Origin of the sequence: Thiomicrospira sp. S5 (genome assembly GCF_003991075.1) — a bacterium.
GTDB lineage: Bacteria > Pseudomonadota > Gammaproteobacteria > Thiomicrospirales > Thiomicrospiraceae > Hydrogenovibrio > Hydrogenovibrio thermophilus.
In genome coordinates this window covers 2329756-2347951 of record NZ_CP014470.1, presented here as the reverse complement: position 1 = coordinate 2347951, position 18196 = coordinate 2329756, and the positions used below count along the sequence as shown (strand labels likewise).

Annotated in this window: 18 protein-coding genes; 15 read left to right on the top strand and 3 right to left on the bottom strand. The window is 51.4% G+C overall.

What is annotated here, in order from left to right; translation table 11 throughout:
* Positions 1 to 21 precede the first annotated feature (21 nt).
* The 8 genes from AYJ59_RS10870 to lnt all read left to right on the top strand — a co-directional run bounded on the left by AYJ59_RS10870 (position 22) and on the right by lnt (position 8030).
* Positions 22 to 621: a response regulator gene (locus AYJ59_RS10870; protein WP_127120098.1), complete on the top strand. Its 600-nt coding sequence runs from the start codon at positions 22 to 24 to the stop codon at positions 619 to 621.
* Positions 621 to 1670 carry an ATP-binding protein gene (locus tag AYJ59_RS10865; RefSeq protein WP_127120097.1) on the top strand — a complete coding sequence of 350 codons (1050 nt, stop codon included), beginning with the start codon at positions 621 to 623 and terminating at the stop codon, positions 1668 to 1670. Before AYJ59_RS10870 ends, AYJ59_RS10865 begins: the two co-directional genes overlap by 1 nt.
* 110 nt (positions 1671 to 1780) lie before the next feature.
* Positions 1781 to 2350: a type II secretion system protein gene (locus tag AYJ59_RS10860; RefSeq protein WP_164730767.1), complete on the top strand. Its 570-nt coding sequence runs from the start codon at positions 1781 to 1783 to the stop codon at positions 2348 to 2350.
* 211 nt (positions 2351 to 2561) lie between these two features.
* Positions 2562 to 4007 (top strand): tRNA (N6-isopentenyl adenosine(37)-C2)-methylthiotransferase MiaB, encoded by a 1446-nt coding sequence (miaB, locus tag AYJ59_RS10855; RefSeq protein ID WP_127120095.1) that lies wholly within the window; start codon positions 2562 to 2564, stop codon positions 4005 to 4007.
* A 62-nt stretch (positions 4008 to 4069) separates the two neighbouring features.
* The gene (locus tag AYJ59_RS10850) at positions 4070 to 5038 is read left to right on the top strand and encodes a PhoH family protein (RefSeq protein ID WP_127120094.1); all 969 of its coding nucleotides are present in this window, start codon (positions 4070 to 4072) and stop codon (positions 5036 to 5038) included.
* Positions 5035 to 5517, top strand: coding sequence for an rRNA maturation RNase YbeY (gene ybeY, locus AYJ59_RS10845; protein ID WP_127120093.1), 483 nt, complete (start codon positions 5035 to 5037; stop codon positions 5515 to 5517). The genes AYJ59_RS10850 and ybeY overlap by 4 nt, the downstream gene beginning before the upstream one ends.
* Positions 5518 to 5585: 68 nt before the next feature.
* Positions 5586 to 6497, top strand: a complete 912-nt coding sequence (locus tag AYJ59_RS10840; protein ID WP_127120092.1) for an HlyC/CorC family transporter — start codon at positions 5586 to 5588, stop codon at positions 6495 to 6497.
* An 18-nt stretch (positions 6498 to 6515) separates the two neighbouring features.
* A complete protein-coding gene (lnt, locus tag AYJ59_RS10835; protein WP_237260328.1) occupies positions 6516 to 8030 on the top strand; it encodes an apolipoprotein N-acyltransferase in 1515 nt (504 codons plus the stop codon).
* A gap of 328 nt (positions 8031 to 8358) precedes the next feature.
* On the opposite strand, the gene AYJ59_RS10830 is transcribed toward lnt, so the two are convergent.
* Entirely contained in the window at positions 8359 to 8724 is a 366-nt protein-coding gene (locus AYJ59_RS10830) for a zinc ribbon-containing protein (protein WP_029939761.1), read from the bottom strand.
* Positions 8725 to 9059: 335 nt separating this feature from the next.
* Here AYJ59_RS10830 and leuS point away from each other — a divergent pair, with 335 nt between their 5' ends.
* The 4 genes from leuS to AYJ59_RS10810 all read left to right on the top strand — a co-directional run bounded on the left by leuS (position 9060) and on the right by AYJ59_RS10810 (position 14727).
* A complete protein-coding gene (gene leuS / locus AYJ59_RS10825) occupies positions 9060 to 11705 on the top strand; it encodes a leucine--tRNA ligase (protein ID WP_127120091.1) in 2646 nt (881 codons plus the stop codon).
* A gap of 79 nt (positions 11706 to 11784) precedes the next feature.
* The gene (locus tag AYJ59_RS10820) at positions 11785 to 12330 is read left to right on the top strand and encodes an LPS-assembly lipoprotein LptE (protein WP_164730766.1); all 546 of its coding nucleotides are present in this window, start codon (positions 11785 to 11787) and stop codon (positions 12328 to 12330) included.
* A gap of 22 nt (positions 12331 to 12352) precedes the next feature.
* Entirely contained in the window at positions 12353 to 13369 is a 1017-nt protein-coding gene (gene holA / locus AYJ59_RS10815; protein WP_127120089.1) for a DNA polymerase III subunit delta, read from the top strand.
* 89 nt (positions 13370 to 13458) lie between these two features.
* Positions 13459 to 14727 (top strand): glutamate-5-semialdehyde dehydrogenase, encoded by a 1269-nt coding sequence (locus tag AYJ59_RS10810; protein WP_127120088.1) that lies wholly within the window; start codon positions 13459 to 13461, stop codon positions 14725 to 14727.
* Positions 14728 to 14767: 40 nt separating this feature from the next.
* Here AYJ59_RS10810 and AYJ59_RS10805 read toward each other — a convergent pair whose 3' ends face one another.
* The gene (locus AYJ59_RS10805; protein ID WP_029939766.1) at positions 14768 to 15430 is read right to left on the bottom strand and encodes a DNA-J related domain-containing protein; all 663 of its coding nucleotides are present in this window, start codon (positions 15428 to 15430) and stop codon (positions 14768 to 14770) included.
* A gap of 39 nt (positions 15431 to 15469) precedes the next feature.
* Here AYJ59_RS10805 and nadD point away from each other — a divergent pair, with 39 nt between their 5' ends.
* Genes nadD through rlmH form a run of 3 tightly spaced genes read left to right on the top strand, consistent with a single transcriptional unit; the run spans position 15470 to position 16975 of the window.
* Positions 15470 to 16099 (top strand): nicotinate-nucleotide adenylyltransferase, encoded by a 630-nt coding sequence (gene nadD / locus AYJ59_RS10800; protein WP_127120087.1) that lies wholly within the window; start codon positions 15470 to 15472, stop codon positions 16097 to 16099.
* Between the two features lie 16 nt (positions 16100 to 16115).
* Positions 16116 to 16478 carry a ribosome silencing factor gene (rsfS, locus tag AYJ59_RS10795; protein WP_029939768.1) on the top strand — a complete coding sequence of 121 codons (363 nt, stop codon included), beginning with the start codon at positions 16116 to 16118 and terminating at the stop codon, positions 16476 to 16478.
* 26 nt (positions 16479 to 16504) lie between these two features.
* A complete protein-coding gene (rlmH, locus tag AYJ59_RS10790) occupies positions 16505 to 16975 on the top strand; it encodes a 23S rRNA (pseudouridine(1915)-N(3))-methyltransferase RlmH (protein ID WP_029939769.1) in 471 nt (156 codons plus the stop codon).
* 119 nt (positions 16976 to 17094) lie between these two features.
* On the opposite strand, the gene AYJ59_RS10785 is transcribed toward rlmH, so the two are convergent.
* Positions 17095 to 18147: a DUF1214 domain-containing protein gene (locus AYJ59_RS10785; RefSeq protein WP_206197877.1), complete on the bottom strand. Its 1053-nt coding sequence runs from the start codon at positions 18145 to 18147 to the stop codon at positions 17095 to 17097.
* Positions 18148 to 18196: the final 49 nt, after the last annotated feature.

Sequence of the window (18196 nt, the reverse complement as noted above, 5' to 3'; positions counted from 1 at the left end):
AAGTGAAACAAAGAGGTGGACATGGAAAGTGTTTTAATTGTGGATGATGACTTGGCCCTGAGAGGTATGTTGGCGTTGGCTGTTAAAGGGTTCGGGTATGAAGTGCATGAGGCGGCCTCCAGCCGGCAGGCGATTGAAATCTTAGGGTCGCAATCTGTGGATGTGGTGTTGCTTGATATGGGGATGCCGCCTAATGAACACACCGCTGAAGAAGGTTTGAAAGTGCTGAACTGGGTGTCCGAGTCCACGAAAAGCATAAAGGTGATCGTGCTCACGGGGCAGGATGCGGATGCCACCTCTTATCTGGCGATTAAACATGGCGCCTTTGATTTTTTGTCCAAGCCGGTGTCGAATGAGCAATTGTCAAACGCCATCGAACGAGCCATGTTGTTTTTGGCACAAGCGCAAAAACTCAAAGAGCAGGAAGGTGTTCAAAAGGTTGAGCTGGATTTGGAAATGGGTGTTGGGGTGAAATCGGCGCGTAATGCGGCCGAGCTTAAGCTGTTGCGGCAGGTGTTGAGTGATACGAACTTCAATGTCCATGAAGTGGCAAGACGTTTGGGTTTGAAACGTGAGAATGTCTATTATTTGATTAATAAATACGGTCTGGAGCGCGACTGATGCCGATTCAGCCCAGCATTGATCTGGCGCTCGGTTTATTGCTGGTCGGGATTACCTTGTTCGCGGTGATTCTGTATTTACGACTGCAAAGTAATCGGCTACGGGACTATTTGCTGAAACTGTATTTGATCAATCGTCAGGTGAACCAGGATGTACTGGATTTTGTCGATCAGGCTTGGCCGATTTTGGAAGCGGCTGGTTTCAAGAGCTTGCAGGGGGAGATTCAATGGTTTGGCGAGCGGAAAGCCATTCAGCATGGTGAGTCCGGAACGGAATCTTACCCCATCAGTATTGCCGAGTGGGGAATCAGTATTCGCTTGAACCTGACATCAGGACGTATTCGCGGGGAAAATCTGTTACTGGCGAACCTGGTGCTGCAAAACTTCAAGGTTTTGTTGGAGTTGGATGTTTCCGGTAAAACGTCGGAGTTTTTGTTGTCTCAGAAGCGCTTGGAAAAATATCAGTTGTTTGTACAGCATGACATTAAAAACATCGCTCAGTTTATTATGCTCTTGTCCGAGCAGGTGAAGGGGACAAAAACCGACGTACAGAAAGTCGCGTTGGTGGATCACCTGCAAACGATGATGCCGACCGTGACCGAGCGCGCCGATAAAACCATCAAGCAAATGACTCAGCCCAATAAGCCGTTGCAGGATATCGAGGCCTTTTCCTTCGCTGAAGAAGTGCATAAGGTGGCCAGCGGTTTGGAGTTAAACTATCATCTACAGGGCGATGTACGCTGCGAGCTCTCGAGAACCTTGTTTGACCAAGTGGTGAAGAGCGTGCTGGAAAACTTCAAAGACCATGGCTGTTATGAAAAGCAGGTCCATATTGAAATCAGTGAGTCCTGCGAAGTGCGGTTTTACATTGAAGAAAAAGGGTTTGAGTTGAATGTGCCGGTGGAGCGATTGTTCGAACCGTTTTGGTCGACATCCGATAGCGGTATGGGGCTTGGCTTGTTTATTGCTCGCGAACTGCTGTCCACAATTGGCGGCTCGATTCAGTTGGATTATTCTGATGAACGTTTCGGGTTTGTCGTACAGTTTTAAAGGCGGTAAGCGAGTGAAAAGATTAAAAAACTTTTACTCTTTTACTGATTGTTTTTGGGAATTAAACTAAAATTATGCGGTTTTTATTTTTGATGTCTGAGGGAAAAAGCATGGCGCACACAAATCATAATCCAAGACAGCGCGGTTTTACGCTGGTTGAAATTGCCATTGTTCTGGTGATTGTCGGCTTGGTCTTGGGAGGCGTTCTTAAGGGGCAAGAGATGATTCGCGGTGCCAAAGTTAAAAATGTAAATAACGATGCCCAGAATATTATTTCAGCGGTAACGACTTACAAAGACCGTTATGGTGCCATGCCGGGTGATGACAGTATTTCCACGATTGCCGTAGCCGCCGGTGTGGCCGGTAATGGCAATGGCCGTCTTCAAGATGGTGAAAATGGCGCTTTCTGGGCGCATTTAAGACAAGCGGGCCTGATGAAAGGCACCGGCAGTTTGCCTCCGTCCCATTCTTTTGGAGGGTTGGTTGAAGTTGACGAAAATCCGCATGCTAATGCTCAGGGCAACTTTATCTGCTTTACCGATATGCCGGGGGATGTCGCGGATATTGTCGATCGTCAGTTTGACGATGGTATCGCGAACCAAGGAGCCATACAAAGTAGCGATGACCCGACGTATGTAATTGACGGTACGACGAACTACGACTTGTGTTACCGTTTGTAATTCGCTCCGGCTATCTTGATATTGAAAACCCGTCTTTGACGGGTTTTTTGCTTTTTGAGCAAGGTAGAGTCGCTTTATATAATAGTTCGATACCTTGGGGTTTGCTGTGGTAGAATACTCGCCCTTATTTTTAAATTTTATTATATAGAATCAATAAGATAGCCTGCAAAAGGCGAAAGTCTAAACGTTATTGGTGGTTTAAGGTCGCGTTATGTCAGCATCGAGCTCAGCATTACAACTTCACGACTCTCCGTTTACCGGTGGGTTGTTCATTAAAACCTACGGGTGTCAGATGAACGAATACGATTCGGATCGGATGGCGAAACTTTTGGAAAAAACCTATGGTCTGACGTTGGTGGAAACCCCGGAAGAAGCCGATATGCTGATTTTGAACACCTGCTCTGTGCGCGAAAAAGCTCAGGAAAAAGTGTTTGATGAGCTGGGGCGTTGGAAGAAGTGGAAAGCGGAAAAAACCAATCGAATCATTGCCGTCGGTGGGTGCGTTGCATCTCAGGAAGGAGACGTGATTCGCCAACGCGCACCTTTGGTGGACGTAATCTTCGGTCCTCAGACACTGCACCGTTTGCCGGCCATGCTTGACGAAGCTTTGGCGTTGCGGGAAGAAACTGCGCAGAACAGCAAGCTGAAAAAACGCGCGGTCATCGATATTTCGTTTCCGGAAATCGAGAAATTTGATAACTTGGCCGCTCCGGAATCGAATGGCGTGTCGGCCTTTGTTTCGGTGATGGAAGGTTGTTCCAAATACTGTACTTTCTGTGTGGTGCCTTACACGCGCGGGGAGGAATTCAGTCGGCCGTTCGCCGATGTGATGGCCGAAGTGGAGGCGTTGGCGGAACAGGGTGTGCGTGAGGTGAACCTGCTGGGGCAGAACGTAAACGCCTACCGCGGTGAGATGCCGGATGGCGATATGGCTGATTTGGCCGTTTTGATTCATGCCGTGCGCGAAGTGGAGGGGATTGACCGTATTCGTTACACCACCTCTCACCCGAATGAAATGACCCAAAGCCTGATCGACTGCTATGCGGAAGTGCCGGAATTGGTGTCGCATTTGCATTTGCCGATCCAATCCGGATCGGATCGTGTGTTGGCGATGATGAAACGCAATCACATGGCGTTGGAATATAAGGCGACCATCCGTAAAATTCGCCAAATTCGACCAGACCTGAGCTTGTCCGGTGACTTCATTGTCGGTTTCCCTGGCGAAACCTGTGACGATTTCAAGGAAACCTTGGCGTTGGTTCAGGACATGAACTATGACCGCTCCTTTAGCTTTATTTATAGCCCCCGCCCAGGAACACCCGCGGCCAGTTTGCCGGATGATGTTGAAGTGCATACCAAAAAACGTCGCTTGCACGCGCTGCAAACCATACTCAATGAGCAGACGGCCGCCATCAGCGAAGCCATGGTTGGCACGACACAACGTGTTTTGGTGGAACGTTTATCGCGCAACTCCGCCAGTGAAGTGTCGGGTCGTACCGAAAACAACCGTGTGGTGAATTTTGAAGGAGCGCCGGAGTTGATCGGGCAGTTTGTCGATGTGTTGATTGAAGAAGCCTACACCAATTCCTTGAAAGGAAAATTGGTGGCGACGCCCGAAGCGGACAAGTTTGAACAGCGCCAATTTTATGCGTTGTAATTCACTATCATTTTCATTATGATGAATTTTTGTAACGCTCGTTTTGCTGGTGGTTAAGCCCGTTGACAACGCTTCATACCGTACAATTTTATCTATCGCCTGAAAACAACGACGCTCTGGTCAACCTGTGTGGCTGGCAGAGTGAGCATTTGTCGCAGCTGGAGTTGCGTTTGGGGGTGGAAATCAACCATCTCGGATTTCAGTTCAGTGTCACCGGTTTGGGCGATCGCATCGTCAAAGCCGAACAGTTTTTGCGCGACCTGTATGACACGGCGCAAAAAGAGGTGCTGGACCCTTCGAGGATTCACTTGGCGCTGCAATCGCTCGGGTTCGATGAAGCCAAAACCATGAGCGACGAGCAGTTATTGATTAAAACTCGCAAGAAAGTCATTCGTACGCGTAATGCCAATCAAGCCAATTACATTCAATCGGTCAAGGATTACGACGTCAGTTTCGGCATTGGCCCGGCCGGTACCGGTAAAACCTATTTGGCGGTTGCCACTGCGGTGGAAGCGCTGGAAAATGAAGAAGTGCGCCGCATCGTCCTCACGCGCCCGGCAGTGGAAGCCGGTGAAAAGCTGGGGTTCTTGCCGGGCGATTTGAATCAAAAGGTGGATCCGTATCTGCGCCCGTTGTTCGATGCCTTGTTTGAAATGTTGGGCTTCGACACCGTCGAGCGCCTGATGGAAAAGCATGTGATCGAAATCGCGCCTTTGGCCTTTATGCGCGGCCGTACTCTAAACGAGTCGTTTATTATTTTGGATGAAGCCCAAAACACCACCACCGAACAGATGAAAATGTTCCTGACCCGTATCGGTTTCGGTTCCAAGGCGGTGATTACCGGCGACATCACGCAGTGCGATTTACCGAAAAACCAAAAATCCGGTCTCAGACATGTGATTGAAGTGCTGGAAGGTGTGCCGGAAATCGGCTTCACTTTCTATCAATCCAAGGACGTGGTTCGACACAATCTGGTTCAGAAAATTGTTCAAGCTTATGATCAATTCGACAGAAGGAGTGCGGCAAAATGATACATTTGGATTTTCAGGTGGCGACCGACGAAGTCGACGAAGCCGATTTGCCAACGTTCGAGCAATGTCTGGAGTGGGTGGATGCCGCCCTGCTGGAAGATTGGGGAATGGGCGAAACCGAATTGACGATTCGCTTGGTGGATCGAGCAGAAATTCAACAGCTTAATCGCGATTATCGGGGAAAAGACAAGCCCACCAATGTGCTGTCTTTCCCGTTTGAAAATCCGCCAGGCCTGGTGGATTTGGGCGAAGAGCTGCCTTATTTAGGGGATTTGGTCATCAGCGCCGCGGTGGTCGAAGCGGAAGCGGCCGAGCAAAATAAAGCGATGATGGCCCACTGGGCGCATATGATTGTCCATGGTTGCCTACACCTTCAAGGCATGGATCATCTGGAAGACGATGAGGCTAATGAAATGGAAGCGCTGGAAACGGAAATTCTTAGAGGCCTCGGATTTGAAGGCCCTTATGAAAAAGATTAGGGTTAAACGCGAGGCCAATAACTTGGCTGAAAACCAATTGTGTAATGTAACGGGAGTGAGAAAAACCCATGAGTGACAGTAGTAGCGGCTCTTCGTGGTTTGAAAAGCTATCGAAGCTTTTTTCAGACGAGCCGGAGAGTCGGGAAGATTTGGATTCATTTTTGCAGGAAGCACAAGCGCAGGACTTGATTGATAAAGACGCGCTCTTAATGATTCAAGGGGTTTTGAACGTTTCGGAAGCGCGCGTGCGCGATGTGATGATTCCGAAAGTGCAAATGTCTTGTGTGGACGAAGCGGATGAACTGGATGTCATTCTGGAGAAAATGTTGGATGCCGCTCACTCGCGTTATCCGGTGATTTCCGCCGAAACCGACGAAGTCATCGGGATTTTGCTGGCCAAGGACGTGTTGCGTGCCGTGGTTAAGCATGAATTGACGGATAAATCCCAGTTGGTCGAACTGTATCGTACCCCGGCCTTGGTGACGGAAAGCAAGCGTTTGAACGTCTTGCTGCGGGAATTCAAAAACAGTCGCAATCACATGGCTTTGGTGGTGGACGAATACGGTGAAGTGGCCGGATTGGTCACCATTGAGGATGTTCTGGAACAAATCGTCGGTGATATTGAAGACGAACATGATGAAGACGACGACAATATTCAAAAACATTTGTCCGGTGCCTATTCCGTTAAAGCCATCACCTCACTGGATGAATTCAATAAATTTTTCAATACCGTTTTTGAAGATGAACTGTTGGAAACCATCGGCGGCATGGTCTCCAAACGTCTTGGCAAAATTCCAGAAGAAGGTGAAGTGTTTGAGATTGAAGGGCTTCAGTTCACCGTCTTCAAGGCCGATGAGCGCCGCGTGGAAAGCTTTTTGGTTGAAGAACGCTCGGTGTTTGATGAGGTCGAAGAAGACGCGGCCGAAGCTGAACCATCAGCCGAAACGCCTGAAAGTGTCGAATCTCAGGAGAAGTCATAGCGCCTTTCGTCTGCCGATATGAAGCGATTCTTTTCTTTTTTCAAACCCAATAAGCCCATGCTCAGCGCGATTCTGCTTGGTGCGGTTATGGTGTTCGCCCATGCTCCGGTCGCCATTGCCCCGTTGGCCCTGATTTCACTGGGCGGCTTGTTCTGGCTGTGGCAAAAAGCCGAAACGCCGTTTCAATCGATGCAAATTGGTTTGGGCTTCGGGTTGGGGTATTTCGGAACGGGCGTCAGTTGGCTGATTTCCAGTATCTATCTTTATGCGGAAATGAATCTGGTGCTGTCGGTGTTGGCGGTACTGTGTTTCATATTGTTCTTGACCCTGTATTTCATTTTAGCCGGTTGGTTGGTGGCCCGTTTGAAAACGGCTCAGCGTCAAGGCTTTAACTGGGTGGTGGTCATGCCGGCCGTGTGGGTGTTTGCGGAATGGGTCAGAGCGACCTTGTTCGGCGGTTTTCCGTTTTTGATGACCGGCAATACGCATTTGATGACTTGGCTGGACGGCTATGCGCCGGTGTTTGGTGTGCTGGGCGTCAGTTGGGCAGTGGCCATCACAGCGGGCATTTTGCTTTGGTTGGTTCAGTCGCGTGCCTGGGTGGGTGCAAGTTTGGTGTTGGCCGTGCTGTGGTTGACCGGTGCCAGCTTAAAGAATGTCGAATGGGTCACGCCTAAGGAGAAACCGGTTGAGGTCGCGCTGTTGCAAGGAAATGTGCCGCAGGACGATAAATGGCTGTCGAAGGAATTCTTGCCCACGCTGAAACGCTATGTCGGCTTGACGAAACAAAACCTGGATGCGGACATTGTTGTCTGGCCGGAAACCGCGGTGCCGGCTTATTATGATGTGGTGGAACGCGGTGCGTTACGGTCCTTTATTCGAGATGCGCAATTGCTGAATACCGATATTTTGCTCGGCGTTATTACGCGTGATGACAGTCACCGTCATTATTACAACGCCATCGTGAATGCACATAATCCCGAGCAGCAATATCAGAAAAAGCACTTGGTGCCGTTCAGCGAGTTTTTCCCATTTTCCAGTGTTTTACAGCCGTTGAGCGAACTGTTTAATATTCCGTTTTCCGAGTTCACGCCCGGCGCAGACGATCAGGCCCCGATGACGTTGGGCGGACATCCGGTTGGGTTATCGGTCTGTTATGAAATGGCGTTTGGTGAAGAATTGATTGATTCCGCGCGCCAAGCGGATTTCCTGATTACCGTCAGTAACGACGCTTGGTTTGCACACACGTTAGAACCGGCGCAACAGGTTCAGGACGTGCAAATGCGCGCTTTGGAACTGGGGCGTGAAATCGCCCGCAGCACCAATACCGGTTACACCATTATCGTCGGGACCAACGGGCAGTTGAAAGCGGAAATTCCACCATATGAAACCGGAGTGCTTCGCGGCGAAGTGCAGCCTTATGAAGGCGAAACGCCGTTTGTGCAGTGGCGCCAATGGCCGATTCTTATTTTGATGTTCGGTGTGTTGGGGCTGTTGGTGTGGTTAAAGGGCACCTCGATTAACCCCGAATAAAATTCTGCGGGACTTAAAGGCTACTTATTCTAGGCGTGACTCGCCGGTCTTAGTCATTCTATGGCCAAGAGTCACAACAACGAAGAAGTGGCCTTTAAGCCCCGCCCGAAGGGGCTTAGCCAAGTTCGCCAGCTCTGCGTTGTGAACGTTTGCAAGGTCTAGACATTCCTTCACGTTCACGCCTTGATCTGTCAAACTTGGCGTTGCCAGAATTTATTGGGGGTTAATCGAGGTGCCCTAAAGCTTCAAGCCCGCCCGTCGAGAAAAACGACGGCTGAAGACTGATTGGCGTCTGGCTCGGTTTTGACCAGGCCTGGTTGTTTTGGGCTTACTCGGCACTCATGGCGGCGTTGATGCGTAAGCGTAGAATCATCAGTTCCGTCGGGTCGGCCAAGCTGAGGGCTTTTTCTTCCAAATACTGTTCAATGACCGGTAAATCCATGTCGATGAACTCTTCCACACCTTTATCAAAGTCATTCAGATACTCGGCGATTTTGTGGATGTCGGCTTTGACGTCTTCCTGAACCTGTTCCAGTTGTTTGTCGGTCAACTGTTCAAGAACGCTTTCTTCCTGCTGGACTTTTTCCACCGCCTGGCCAAGCAAATCCCAGCTTTTCATGTCGGCGCGAATCATCGATTCTTTGGCTTGTTCCAACAAGTGGCGGTAGGCGGCCAGCATTTTATTTTCGCTCATGTATCGGTCCTCTAATTTGTTATAATTATCCGCATTTGGGGCGCCTCGAATAGCCCCTGGTGAGATTCTGCGAGACAGAAAGGCGACTTATTCTAGGCGGGAATCGCAGGCCTTAGTGTGCTAAGGTCAAGATTCACAACAACGAAGAAGTCGCCTTTCAGGCTCGCCCAAAGGGGCAACGCCAAGTTAGCCAGCTCTGCGTTGTGAAGCTTTGCAAGGTCTAGACATTTCTTCAGCTTCTCGCCTTGATCTGCCTAACTTGGCGTTGCCAGAATCCACAAGGGGTCATCGAGGCGCCCCTTTATCTTTCAATCATACCAAAAAGAACGCGTGACATGACAACAGAATCCATGCCTGAATCGACAAACGATTACCAACCTCAAACACTTGAAACGGCCATTCAGAAGGTCTGGGAAGAGGAGGGTGTTTTCACCGCCACCGAAGACGATAGCCGTGAAAAATTCTACTGTCTTTCCATGTTTCCTTACCCGAGTGGTAAGTTGCACATGGGGCATGTCCGTAACTATACCATCGGTGATGTGGTTTCACGCTTTCAGCGTATGCAGGGCAAAAATGTGTTGCAGCCGATGGGCTGGGATGCGTTCGGCTTGCCGGCGGAAAATGCCGCCATGGATCATAAGGTGGCACCGGCAAAATGGACGTATCAGAACATCGATTACATGCGTAATCAGTTGAAGTCACTGGGGCTGGGCTATGACTGGGACCGTGAGGTGGCGACGTGTCACCCTGAATATTACCGCTGGGAACAATGGTTGTTCACTCGCTTGATGTCAAAAGGGTTGGTGTATCGAAAACTGTCGGTGGTGAACTGGGACCCGATCGATCAGACGGTGTTGGCCAACGAACAGGTCATCGACGGTAAAGGCTGGCGCTCGGGAGCGCCGGTGGAGCGTAAGGAAATCGCGCAATGGTTCCTGCGCATCACCGATTATGCCGAAGAATTGTTGCAGGATTTGGATCAGTTGGACGGTTGGCCGGAGCAGGTCAAAACCATGCAGAAGAACTGGATCGGTAAATCCACCGGGTTGGAAATCGAATTCCCGGTTGCGTCCGGTTTGGACGCGTCCAACGGCAATCTGAAAGTCTATACCACCCGCCCGGATACATTGATGGGGGTCACTTATGTGGCGGTCGCGGCCGACCATCCGTGGGCGCGTAAAGCCTCGTTGAACAATGAACCGCTGGAACGCTTTATTGAAGAATGCTCGCATATTTCCACCGCCGAAGCGGACATGGAAACCATGGAGAAAAAAGGCGTCGATACCGGTATCCGCGTCAAACACCCGATCACCGGCGAAGAGCTGCCGGTCTGGGCGGCGAACTTTGTCTTGATGGGGTATGGAACCGGCGCGGTGATGTCGGTGCCGGCACACGATCAGCGTGATTATGAATTCGCCAAAGCGTACGATTTGCCGATGAAAACCGTCATCGCACCGAAAGCGGACGAAGTCCCGGATGTCTCCGAAGCGGCTTACACCGAGAAAGGGGTGTTAATCAATTCCGGTCAATTCGACGGTTTGAAATCCAAACAAGCCTTGCATGAAATGGCGAAAGCTTTGAATGAATTGGGCTTGGGTGAAAAACAAACCAATTTCCGTTTGCGCGATTGGGGGATTTCCCGTCAGCGTTATTGGGGCTGCCCGATTCCGGTGATTTATTGCCCGGCCTGCGGTGCTTTGCCGGTGCCGGAAAAAGACCTGCCGGTGCGTTTGCCGGAAGACATCGTGCCGGACGGTTCCGGTTCGCCATTGGCCAAGCTCGACAGCTTTAAGCGTTGCGACTGTCCACAATGCGGCGGCCCGGCCAAACGGGAAACCGATACCTTCGATACCTTCTTCGAGTCGTCCTGGTATCACGCACGTTATACCTCGCGCCACACCGACGATGCGATGTTGGATAAAGAAGCGGCCGATCATTGGTTGCCGGTGGATCAATACATCGGTGGCATCGAGCATGCGATTCTGCATCTGCTTTACGCGCGCTTCTTCCATAAATTGATGCGTGACGAAGGGTTGGTGTCGTCCGACGAACCATTTAAAAACCTGTTGACGCAAGGCATGGTGCTGGCGGAAAGCTGGTTCAGCCAAGACGAAAAAGGCAAACAAACCTGGTATTCGCCGTTGGATGTTGAGCCGGTTAAGGACGATAAAGGTGCGGTGATTAAAGGGCACTTGAAGAGCGACGGTACTGAAGTACAGTACGGCGGCGTCATAAAAATGTCCAAGTCGAAAAACAACGGCATCGACCCTCAGGTGCTCATAGACCAGTACGGGGCCGATACCTTGCGACTCTACATTATGTTCGCGTCGCCGCCGGAGCAAACCCTGGAATGGTCCGATTCTGCCGTGGAAGGCGCGCATCGCTTCTTGAATCGAGTGTGGCGTTTGGTGCAAGGTCATGTGGCGCAAGGCGCCGTGACCGCCAGTACGGATAATGACGGATTGGATAAAGAACAGAAAGCCTTGCGCTTGAAGCTGCATGCGACCTTACAGAAAGTGTCTGACGACATGGGGCGCCGTATGCATTTCAATACCGCCATTGCGGCGATGATGGAATTGGTGAATGATATTAGCCGTTTCAAGGACGAATCCGACGCCGGACGTGCGGTGGTGCAGGAGGCACTGGAAAGCCTGGTGTTGATGTTGTCGCCGATGACGCCGCATATTTCGCAAGCCTTGTGGGAAGACTTGACGAAAGCCTTAGGACATGACGGTCTGGTATTGACCCAGGCCTGGCCAAAAGTGGATGAATCCGCGTTGGTGAAAGACGAAATTGAAATGATGATTCAGGTCAACGGTAAGTTGCGCGGTAAAGTGGAAGTGGCGGCGGATGCCGATAAGGGCACCATCCTGGCCGCGGCCAAGGCCAACGAGCAGGCGCAAAAGTTCATCGAAGGCAAAGAAATCGTTAAGGAAATCGTAGTGCCGGGGCGCTTGGTGAACCTGGTGGTAAAGGGTTGAAGATTCGCTTTGTTTCGATTGTCGGTGAAGACAATATGGAAGCGAAAAAGTGATGGAATGGAAATTGAGGAGCCGTCAAATGGCAAGTGTGTATGGTAAAAATCGCCAGGCCTGGGCGTTTTGGCACTGGCTGGCCGTCATCGGTTTGGCGTTGAGTCTGACGGCTTGCGGTTTCCATTTGAAAGGCACCGGGCCGAATGCGGTGGCCGGGTTCGAGTCCATTAAGTTCGAAAGCACCGGCGGTGTGCGCCCGGATATTTTGCGTGCTTTGAAAATGCAGTTGACGTCGACCGACGTGAAAGTCGTCGATAATGCGGCTCAAGCCGAAGTGATTTTGCGCTTTTCGCCGACCCAGTACACTACCTCGCGGACCAGTATCAGCGGCCAAGGGGATGCCGCTTCCGAACTGATTAAAATGGCGCAGCCGATTCACGTGCAGGAAGTCGCGACGGAAAAAGAGATTCTGGATACATCGGTACAGGCTTTCCGCGATCGACGGATTGATAATTCGGCGGCCTTGGCATCGAATCGTGAGTTAATGTCGATTCAGCAACAAATGGCCGCGGACATCGCATCGCAGATCATCGACCGCATTAATCGAGCGCGGGCCGAGCCAGCGAAATGATTAACGGAGAAGGATTCAGCCTATGATCATGGCGCCGGCGTTTTTAAAGCAACTGCAAACCCCGAATTTCGAGATTAAGCCGATTACGCTGATTTACGGCGAAGAGCCGTTGTATATCCGCCGTTCATTGGATGCGCTGCGCGACGTGTTGAAGGGCCAGGAATATTGGCAGCGCGACCGTTATGAAGTGGACGCCAATTTCAAATGGGCCGATTTGAAAATGGACACCCAGGCCGGGAGTCTGTTTGCCGAGCGTCGCATCATCGAGTTGGACATGCCGAAAGGCGCACCGGGCAAAGATGGCGGGGCTTTTATCCAGGAATGGGCCAATGCCATGCACGATACGCCGCCGGAAATCTGTCTGGTGGTGTTGTGCGAAAAGCTTGACGGTCGCCAGATGAAATCCAAATGGGTGCAAGCCATTGAAGCCCACGGCTGGGTGGTGCAGTCCAAGCCCATCGAAGGGCCAGGCCTGGTGAAATGGTGTCAACAACGCGCCCAGGAATCGGGGCTGGCATTGGAAGACGAAGCGGCCGGTTTGCTGGCGGAACGGGTGGAAGGCAACCTGCTGGCGGCGGATCAGGAAATCGAAAAACTGGCGTTGTTTTTCCCGCCGAACACCGTCTTGACGCCACAGAACATTATTGATAATGTGGCCGATCAGGCGCATTATCAGTTGTTTTCGTTAAGCACCGCCATGCTGTACGGACGTACCCAATATGCGTTGCAAATCCTGCATCGCCTGCAACAGGAAGGGCTGGAAGCCCCGGTGGTGCTGTGGCTATTGGCTAAGGATTTGCGGCAGTTAATCGACATCGCCCAAAAGCAGCAAACCATGAGTTTGCCTCAGGCGTTTAAGCAACTCCGCATTTGGTCGTCGAAACAGGGGGAGTTCAGCGCGGCCTTGCAACGGCATGACCTGGTCTATTGGCAAAGCCTGTTGAATGTGGCCTTGCAAGTGGATTTGACCATCAAAGGCGTGCGACCGGGCGATGAATGGCTGGGCCTTTCGGAGTTGGTCAGCCAAATTGCACGATGAGCCGCTCCACAAGGCAAGCACGAAACCGAACATTCGCAAACGCACGATCAAATAATTGAATCAGTTGAATAAGACACTTGGAAAGGATTATGACGCAACAAATATCGGACATTAAACAGTATATGCAACAACTTGGTCAGCAAGCCAGAGGCGCTTCGCGCCAGCTGACCGTGGCGCCGACCAAGCAAAAAAACGATGCGTTGTTGAAAATTGCCACGGCGCTGGAAACCAATGCCGACAGCTTAAAAGCGGAAAACGCCAAGGATTTGGAACAAGGCAAAGCCAATGGACTGGAGTCAGCGATGTTGGACCGTTTGGCCTTGACCGATAAGGTCATTGCCGGCATGGCGGAAGGCCTGCGTCAAATTGCGGCGTTGAACGATCCCATCGGTGAGATTTCCGATATGAATTATCTGCCGTCCGGCATTCAGGTCGGCAAAATGCGCGTGCCGTTGGGTGTGGTGGGCATCATCTATGAATCCCGTCCGAACGTCACCATTGACGCCGCGGCCTTGTGCTTGAAATCCGGTAACGCGGCCTTGTTGCGCGGCGGTTCCGAAGCGGCGTATTCCAACCGTGCTTTGGCCAAGTGCATCCAGGGCGCGTTGCGCGACGCCGGGCTACCGGAAGCGTCGGTGCAAGTGGTGGAAACCACCGATCGTGCGGCGGTGGGTGAAATGATCGCCATGCCGGAATTTGTCGACGTCATTATCCCGCGCGGCGGAAAAGGCTTGATCGAGCGCATCAGCCAGGGCGCGAAAGTGCCGGTCATCAAACACTTGGACGGTATTTGCCATGTGTACATCGATACCGACGCCGATGCCGATAAAGCGGTGAAAGTGGCGTTCAATGCCAAAACGCATCGTTACGGGGTGTGCAATGCGATGGAAACCCTGTTGGTGGCCGAATCGCGTGCGGCGGAAATTCTGCCAGGCTTGGCGAAAATGTTCGTTGAGAAAGGCGTGGAATTGCGCGGTTGCGAAAAAACACGCGGCTTTGTCGACATGGCGCCGGCGACCGAATCGGATTGGGCGACGGAATATTTGGACGCCATTTTATCGATTCGAGTGGTCCAGGACGTGGAAGAGGCGATGGATCACATTGCCCAGTACAGCTCGGGGCATACCGAATCCATCATTACCGAAAACCTGACTACCTCGCGCCGCTTCCTGGCGCAAGTGGATTCCAGCTCGGTGATGGTGAATGCGTCTACCCGTTTTGCCGACGGCTTCGAATACGGTTTGGGGGCGGAAATCGGCATCAGTACCGATAAGTTCCATGCCCGTGGCCCGGTGGGCCTGGAAGGCTTGACCTCGCAGAAATACATTGTCTTGGGCGACGGGACGATTCGCGAATAATTCACGAAACTCCGCTGGCGTCGTTCAGCGGTTTTCTGTCTTATTTCGCCCGCCTAGCCAAATAACCTAACAGGCATTCGCGGGCTTCGCTGATGGCGTGAAACTGTTCGGCTTCGCCTCCCTTATCCGGGTGGTGACGCTGCGAGAGTTTGCGATATTGGCGGTTCACTAAGGTCACTGTCAGCGACTCGGTGGTGTCCTGAATGTCCAGTTGCCGCTTGGCCGTCCCAAGGTCGGTTTCGCTGGCCGCCATGGTCGTATTCGTACCTTGCCCGAAATCTCGCCAGAACCCGGCGATGAGTTCAATCACATCGCTTTCCTGCGTGCTCAGAAACTCGGCATAATCCAGATAATAATCCCGCACGCCGTCTTCAACCGCTAACGCTTGTTGTGCATTTTGCCAGGCCTGGTCGGAAATGGCGGACGCCGGTGTCAATTCAATCGCTAAGGTATGAATGCTGAGTGACCCTTGGCCGTTGCGAAGCCATTTGGCCTGCAAACGATACAGCAGGTGAAACAGCAGAAAATGCGACTGGAACATCGCCAGCGGGTCGAGGTCGGGCGTGAACTCGGAAAATCCGGCGTCGACCAGGGCTTTCATCAGGTCGTATTCCTTGATACCGCTCCGTTCGGAGAGCAGTTGGTATAGGGTGCTTTCCAGCTCGGCTGGGATTTCGGGAATTGTCACTTGATTGTTTGACATAATTGCTATAATACCAAAAAACGTTCAAGAGACACTTTTTTGCACATCAAACGACTCATCGGCATCAATGGCGGCACCTTTGACCCGATTCATTTCGGTCATCTGCGCCCGGCACTCGAAGTTCTAACTGCATTGCATTTGGATGAAATGCGTTTCATCCCGGCCTATCAGCCTGTTCATCGAGATTCGCCTTCTGCGACGGCTCAGCAACGTTGCGATATGGTGCGTCTGGCAATCCAATCCCAACCCAAATTCCAGCTCGATACCATTGAAATCGATCGCGGCGGTCCGTCTTATATGGTGGATACCTTGCGTGCCTTAAAGCAGCAGATGCCGAGTGCGACATTGGTGTTGATGATGGGCACCGATGCTTTCGCCAAGTTTGATTCCTGGCATGACTGGCAGGGTATTTTGGCCTTGGCGAATATTGTAGTGACGCATCGCCCCGGCGAACCCTTGCCGTCGGACGGTGGCGTGGAAGCGATTTTACAGAACCATTGGGTGGAACGTCTGACCGAAGGTCACGGGCAGATTATCGACTTACCCATCACGCAACTGGATTTAAGTGCCACAGCCTTGCGGGACTATTTGAAAAAAGGGGAGCCGGTGGACTACTTGATGCCGCAAAGTGTGGCAGACTATATTCGACAACATCAACTTTACCAATAAGAGGGCAGAAGTCTTTATGATGGATTTGCAGCAAATGGAAGATTTAATCGTCAGTACGCTGGAAGACAGCAAAGCACGTGATATTCAAGTGTTGGATGTCGCCGGGTTGTGTTCGTTCACCGATCGTATGGTGGTGGCGACTGGGACCTCGACCACGCATGTGAAATCAACCGGTAATGCCTTGGCGCAAGCCTTCAAGGATGCCGGCGAACCACCGATTGGTGTTGAAGCCGGACCGGAACCGGATTGGGTCTTGGTGGATTTGGGCGGTGCCGTTGTGCACATCATGACCGAATCGGCGCGGGCGCATTATCAGTTGGAAAAACTGTGGAATATCAAGCCGGGTGAAGCCTCGGAAAAAAGTTCCGCCAATGCTTAGAGCTGGCGAGCTGAATTGAATCTGTCGTGATTATCCATTTTATTGTCATCGGGCAGAAAATGCCGCGATGGGTGCAGGACGGCTATACGGAATATGCCAAACGTTTGCCGAAAGCCTGTTCGTTGAAGTTGGTCGAATTGCCCATGGCAACGCGCGGCAAAAGCGGGTCGGTGGCGCACTACAAGGCGGAAGAAGCCAAACGGATTCTGGCGGTCTTGCCCAAAGGGTGTCAATTGGTGGTGTTGGACGAACATGGGCAGCAAACGACCACGGTGCAGTTTTCACAAAAACTGGACGATTGGTTGGCTTCCGGCCAGGACGTGGCGTTGGTCGTGGGCGGTCCTGATGGCTTGGCCCCGGAGCTGATACAGCAAGCCGAATGGAAGTGGGGCTTGTCGAAATTGACGTTGCCACATCCCCTGGTACGCGTGCTGGTAGCGGAGCAAATTTATCGGGCCTGGTCGGTGCTGCAAAACCATCCCTATCATCGAGAGTGAAGTGTTTCTCTACGTTTGCTTTTCTTTGTCTTGATGGCACATATTGCCAACCCTAAAAACGAAAAACCGCTGGTCGGGGAAACCTGGCCAGCGGTTTTCATGTTTTTGAATGTAGGATTTTATTTAACCGGTACCGGGTTCGGGAACGTCCAAGAACCGTTCAGAATGGATTCGTGTGGTCGATAAAGTCGCACGATCAGATTCCACCCGGGCATCGTCGGTAAACAATTGGTTTGATGCTGGTCGCACTGCCCGAACCAGACGGTGAAAGAACCGTCTTTATTTGGCGTGGCCGTGATGTTGTTCAGTGAGTAAGCGTTATACGGATTTTTTTGGTAATACCCTGCTTTGTTGTACAGGCTGATGGACCAGAAGCCGTCAACTGGGACGTCTTTGACATCCAATCGATAAGGCGTTTTACCATCATTTTTTGCCGGCACAACGGTCAGGTAAATGGCGTCTTTTCGCGGGTTACCGGCCCAGCCACCGGCACTGCCCAATAAGTGCATCAATTCATCCACTTGCCCTCTCGGCCCGAACATTTTCGCGGTATTCACGCCGCCGTTGGCCAAAGAAAGATCGTTTAGCGCATCGGTCAACCGTTTTTGAGAAGCCGTGTCCCAATTCGGGATTTCAAAAGTCCCTTTTGTCGCCTGCTTTATTTGCAACTTGTCTTGAAGTGCGTGCACTTTTTTCAAGTCGGCTTGGCTGTTCGGGTTCATGAACGTACGAGCCATAAACAGGACATATCGTGTGCCAATATCCTGACGGGTAAAGGTATAAGAACCGGGTTTGTAAATGACTTCGGGGGAGTATTGCTCTTCGTCAATGACCTGTATTGACATGAAGCGCCCGTCGGGATTCGGCATCACAACCGTGGCCGGCCCGGCGTCGAGGTCGACAATGGCAAATGAATAAAGAGTGTCACGGTTCATGCGAATGACGTTTTGATGGTCAATGGGCGCCGGTTCACGATTGTGTACGAATTTTCCCAGTGCGCCTCGTTTAACGTATTTAGCAAAATACAGGTCGCTGGTCGCCAAATTGTAATTATCTAAATGGACGGTTTTTGCCGGTTTGTCGGCGGCGGCTAATGGTAAGTTGACGGCCATAACCAGTAACAGTCCCATACCGATTTGGCTGAATCTCGTGAAATTGAAAGGGATTTTCATTCTTTGAATACTCCATTTATCGTGTGCATTGCGCGGCATATTGGCTGCG

What these genes read in the sequence shown, in the direction of transcription:
- AYJ59_RS10870 (WP_127120098.1), top strand. Translation starts at nt 22, where the DNA reads ATGGAAAGTGTTTTAATTGTGGATGATGACTTGGCCCTGAGAGGTATG.
- AYJ59_RS10865 (WP_127120097.1), top strand. Translation starts at nt 621, where the DNA reads ATGCCGATTCAGCCCAGCATTGATCTGGCGCTCGGTTTATTGCTGGTC.
- AYJ59_RS10860 (WP_164730767.1), top strand. Translation starts at nt 1,781, where the DNA reads ATGGCGCACACAAATCATAATCCAAGACAGCGCGGTTTTACGCTGGTT.
- miaB (WP_127120095.1), top strand. Translation starts at nt 2,562, where the DNA reads ATGTCAGCATCGAGCTCAGCATTACAACTTCACGACTCTCCGTTTACC.
- ybeY (WP_127120093.1), top strand. Translation starts at nt 5,035, where the DNA reads ATGATACATTTGGATTTTCAGGTGGCGACCGACGAAGTCGACGAAGCC.
- AYJ59_RS10840 (WP_127120092.1), top strand. Translation starts at nt 5,586, where the DNA reads ATGAGTGACAGTAGTAGCGGCTCTTCGTGGTTTGAAAAGCTATCGAAG.
- lnt (WP_237260328.1), top strand. Translation starts at nt 6,516, where the DNA reads ATGAAGCGATTCTTTTCTTTTTTCAAACCCAATAAGCCCATGCTCAGC.
- AYJ59_RS10830 (WP_029939761.1), bottom strand. Translation starts at nt 8,724, where the DNA reads ATGAGCGAAAATAAAATGCTGGCCGCCTACCGCCACTTGTTGGAACAA.
- leuS (WP_127120091.1), top strand. Translation starts at nt 9,060, where the DNA reads ATGACAACAGAATCCATGCCTGAATCGACAAACGATTACCAACCTCAA.
- AYJ59_RS10820 (WP_164730766.1), top strand. Translation starts at nt 11,785, where the DNA reads ATGGCAAGTGTGTATGGTAAAAATCGCCAGGCCTGGGCGTTTTGGCAC.
- holA (WP_127120089.1), top strand. Translation starts at nt 12,353, where the DNA reads ATGATCATGGCGCCGGCGTTTTTAAAGCAACTGCAAACCCCGAATTTC.
- AYJ59_RS10810 (WP_127120088.1), top strand. Translation starts at nt 13,459, where the DNA reads ATGACGCAACAAATATCGGACATTAAACAGTATATGCAACAACTTGGT.
- AYJ59_RS10805 (WP_029939766.1), bottom strand. Translation starts at nt 15,430, where the DNA reads ATGTCAAACAATCAAGTGACAATTCCCGAAATCCCAGCCGAGCTGGAA.
- rsfS (WP_029939768.1), top strand. Translation starts at nt 16,116, where the DNA reads ATGATGGATTTGCAGCAAATGGAAGATTTAATCGTCAGTACGCTGGAA.
- AYJ59_RS10785 (WP_206197877.1), bottom strand. Translation starts at nt 18,147, where the DNA reads ATGAAAATCCCTTTCAATTTCACGAGATTCAGCCAAATCGGTATGGGA.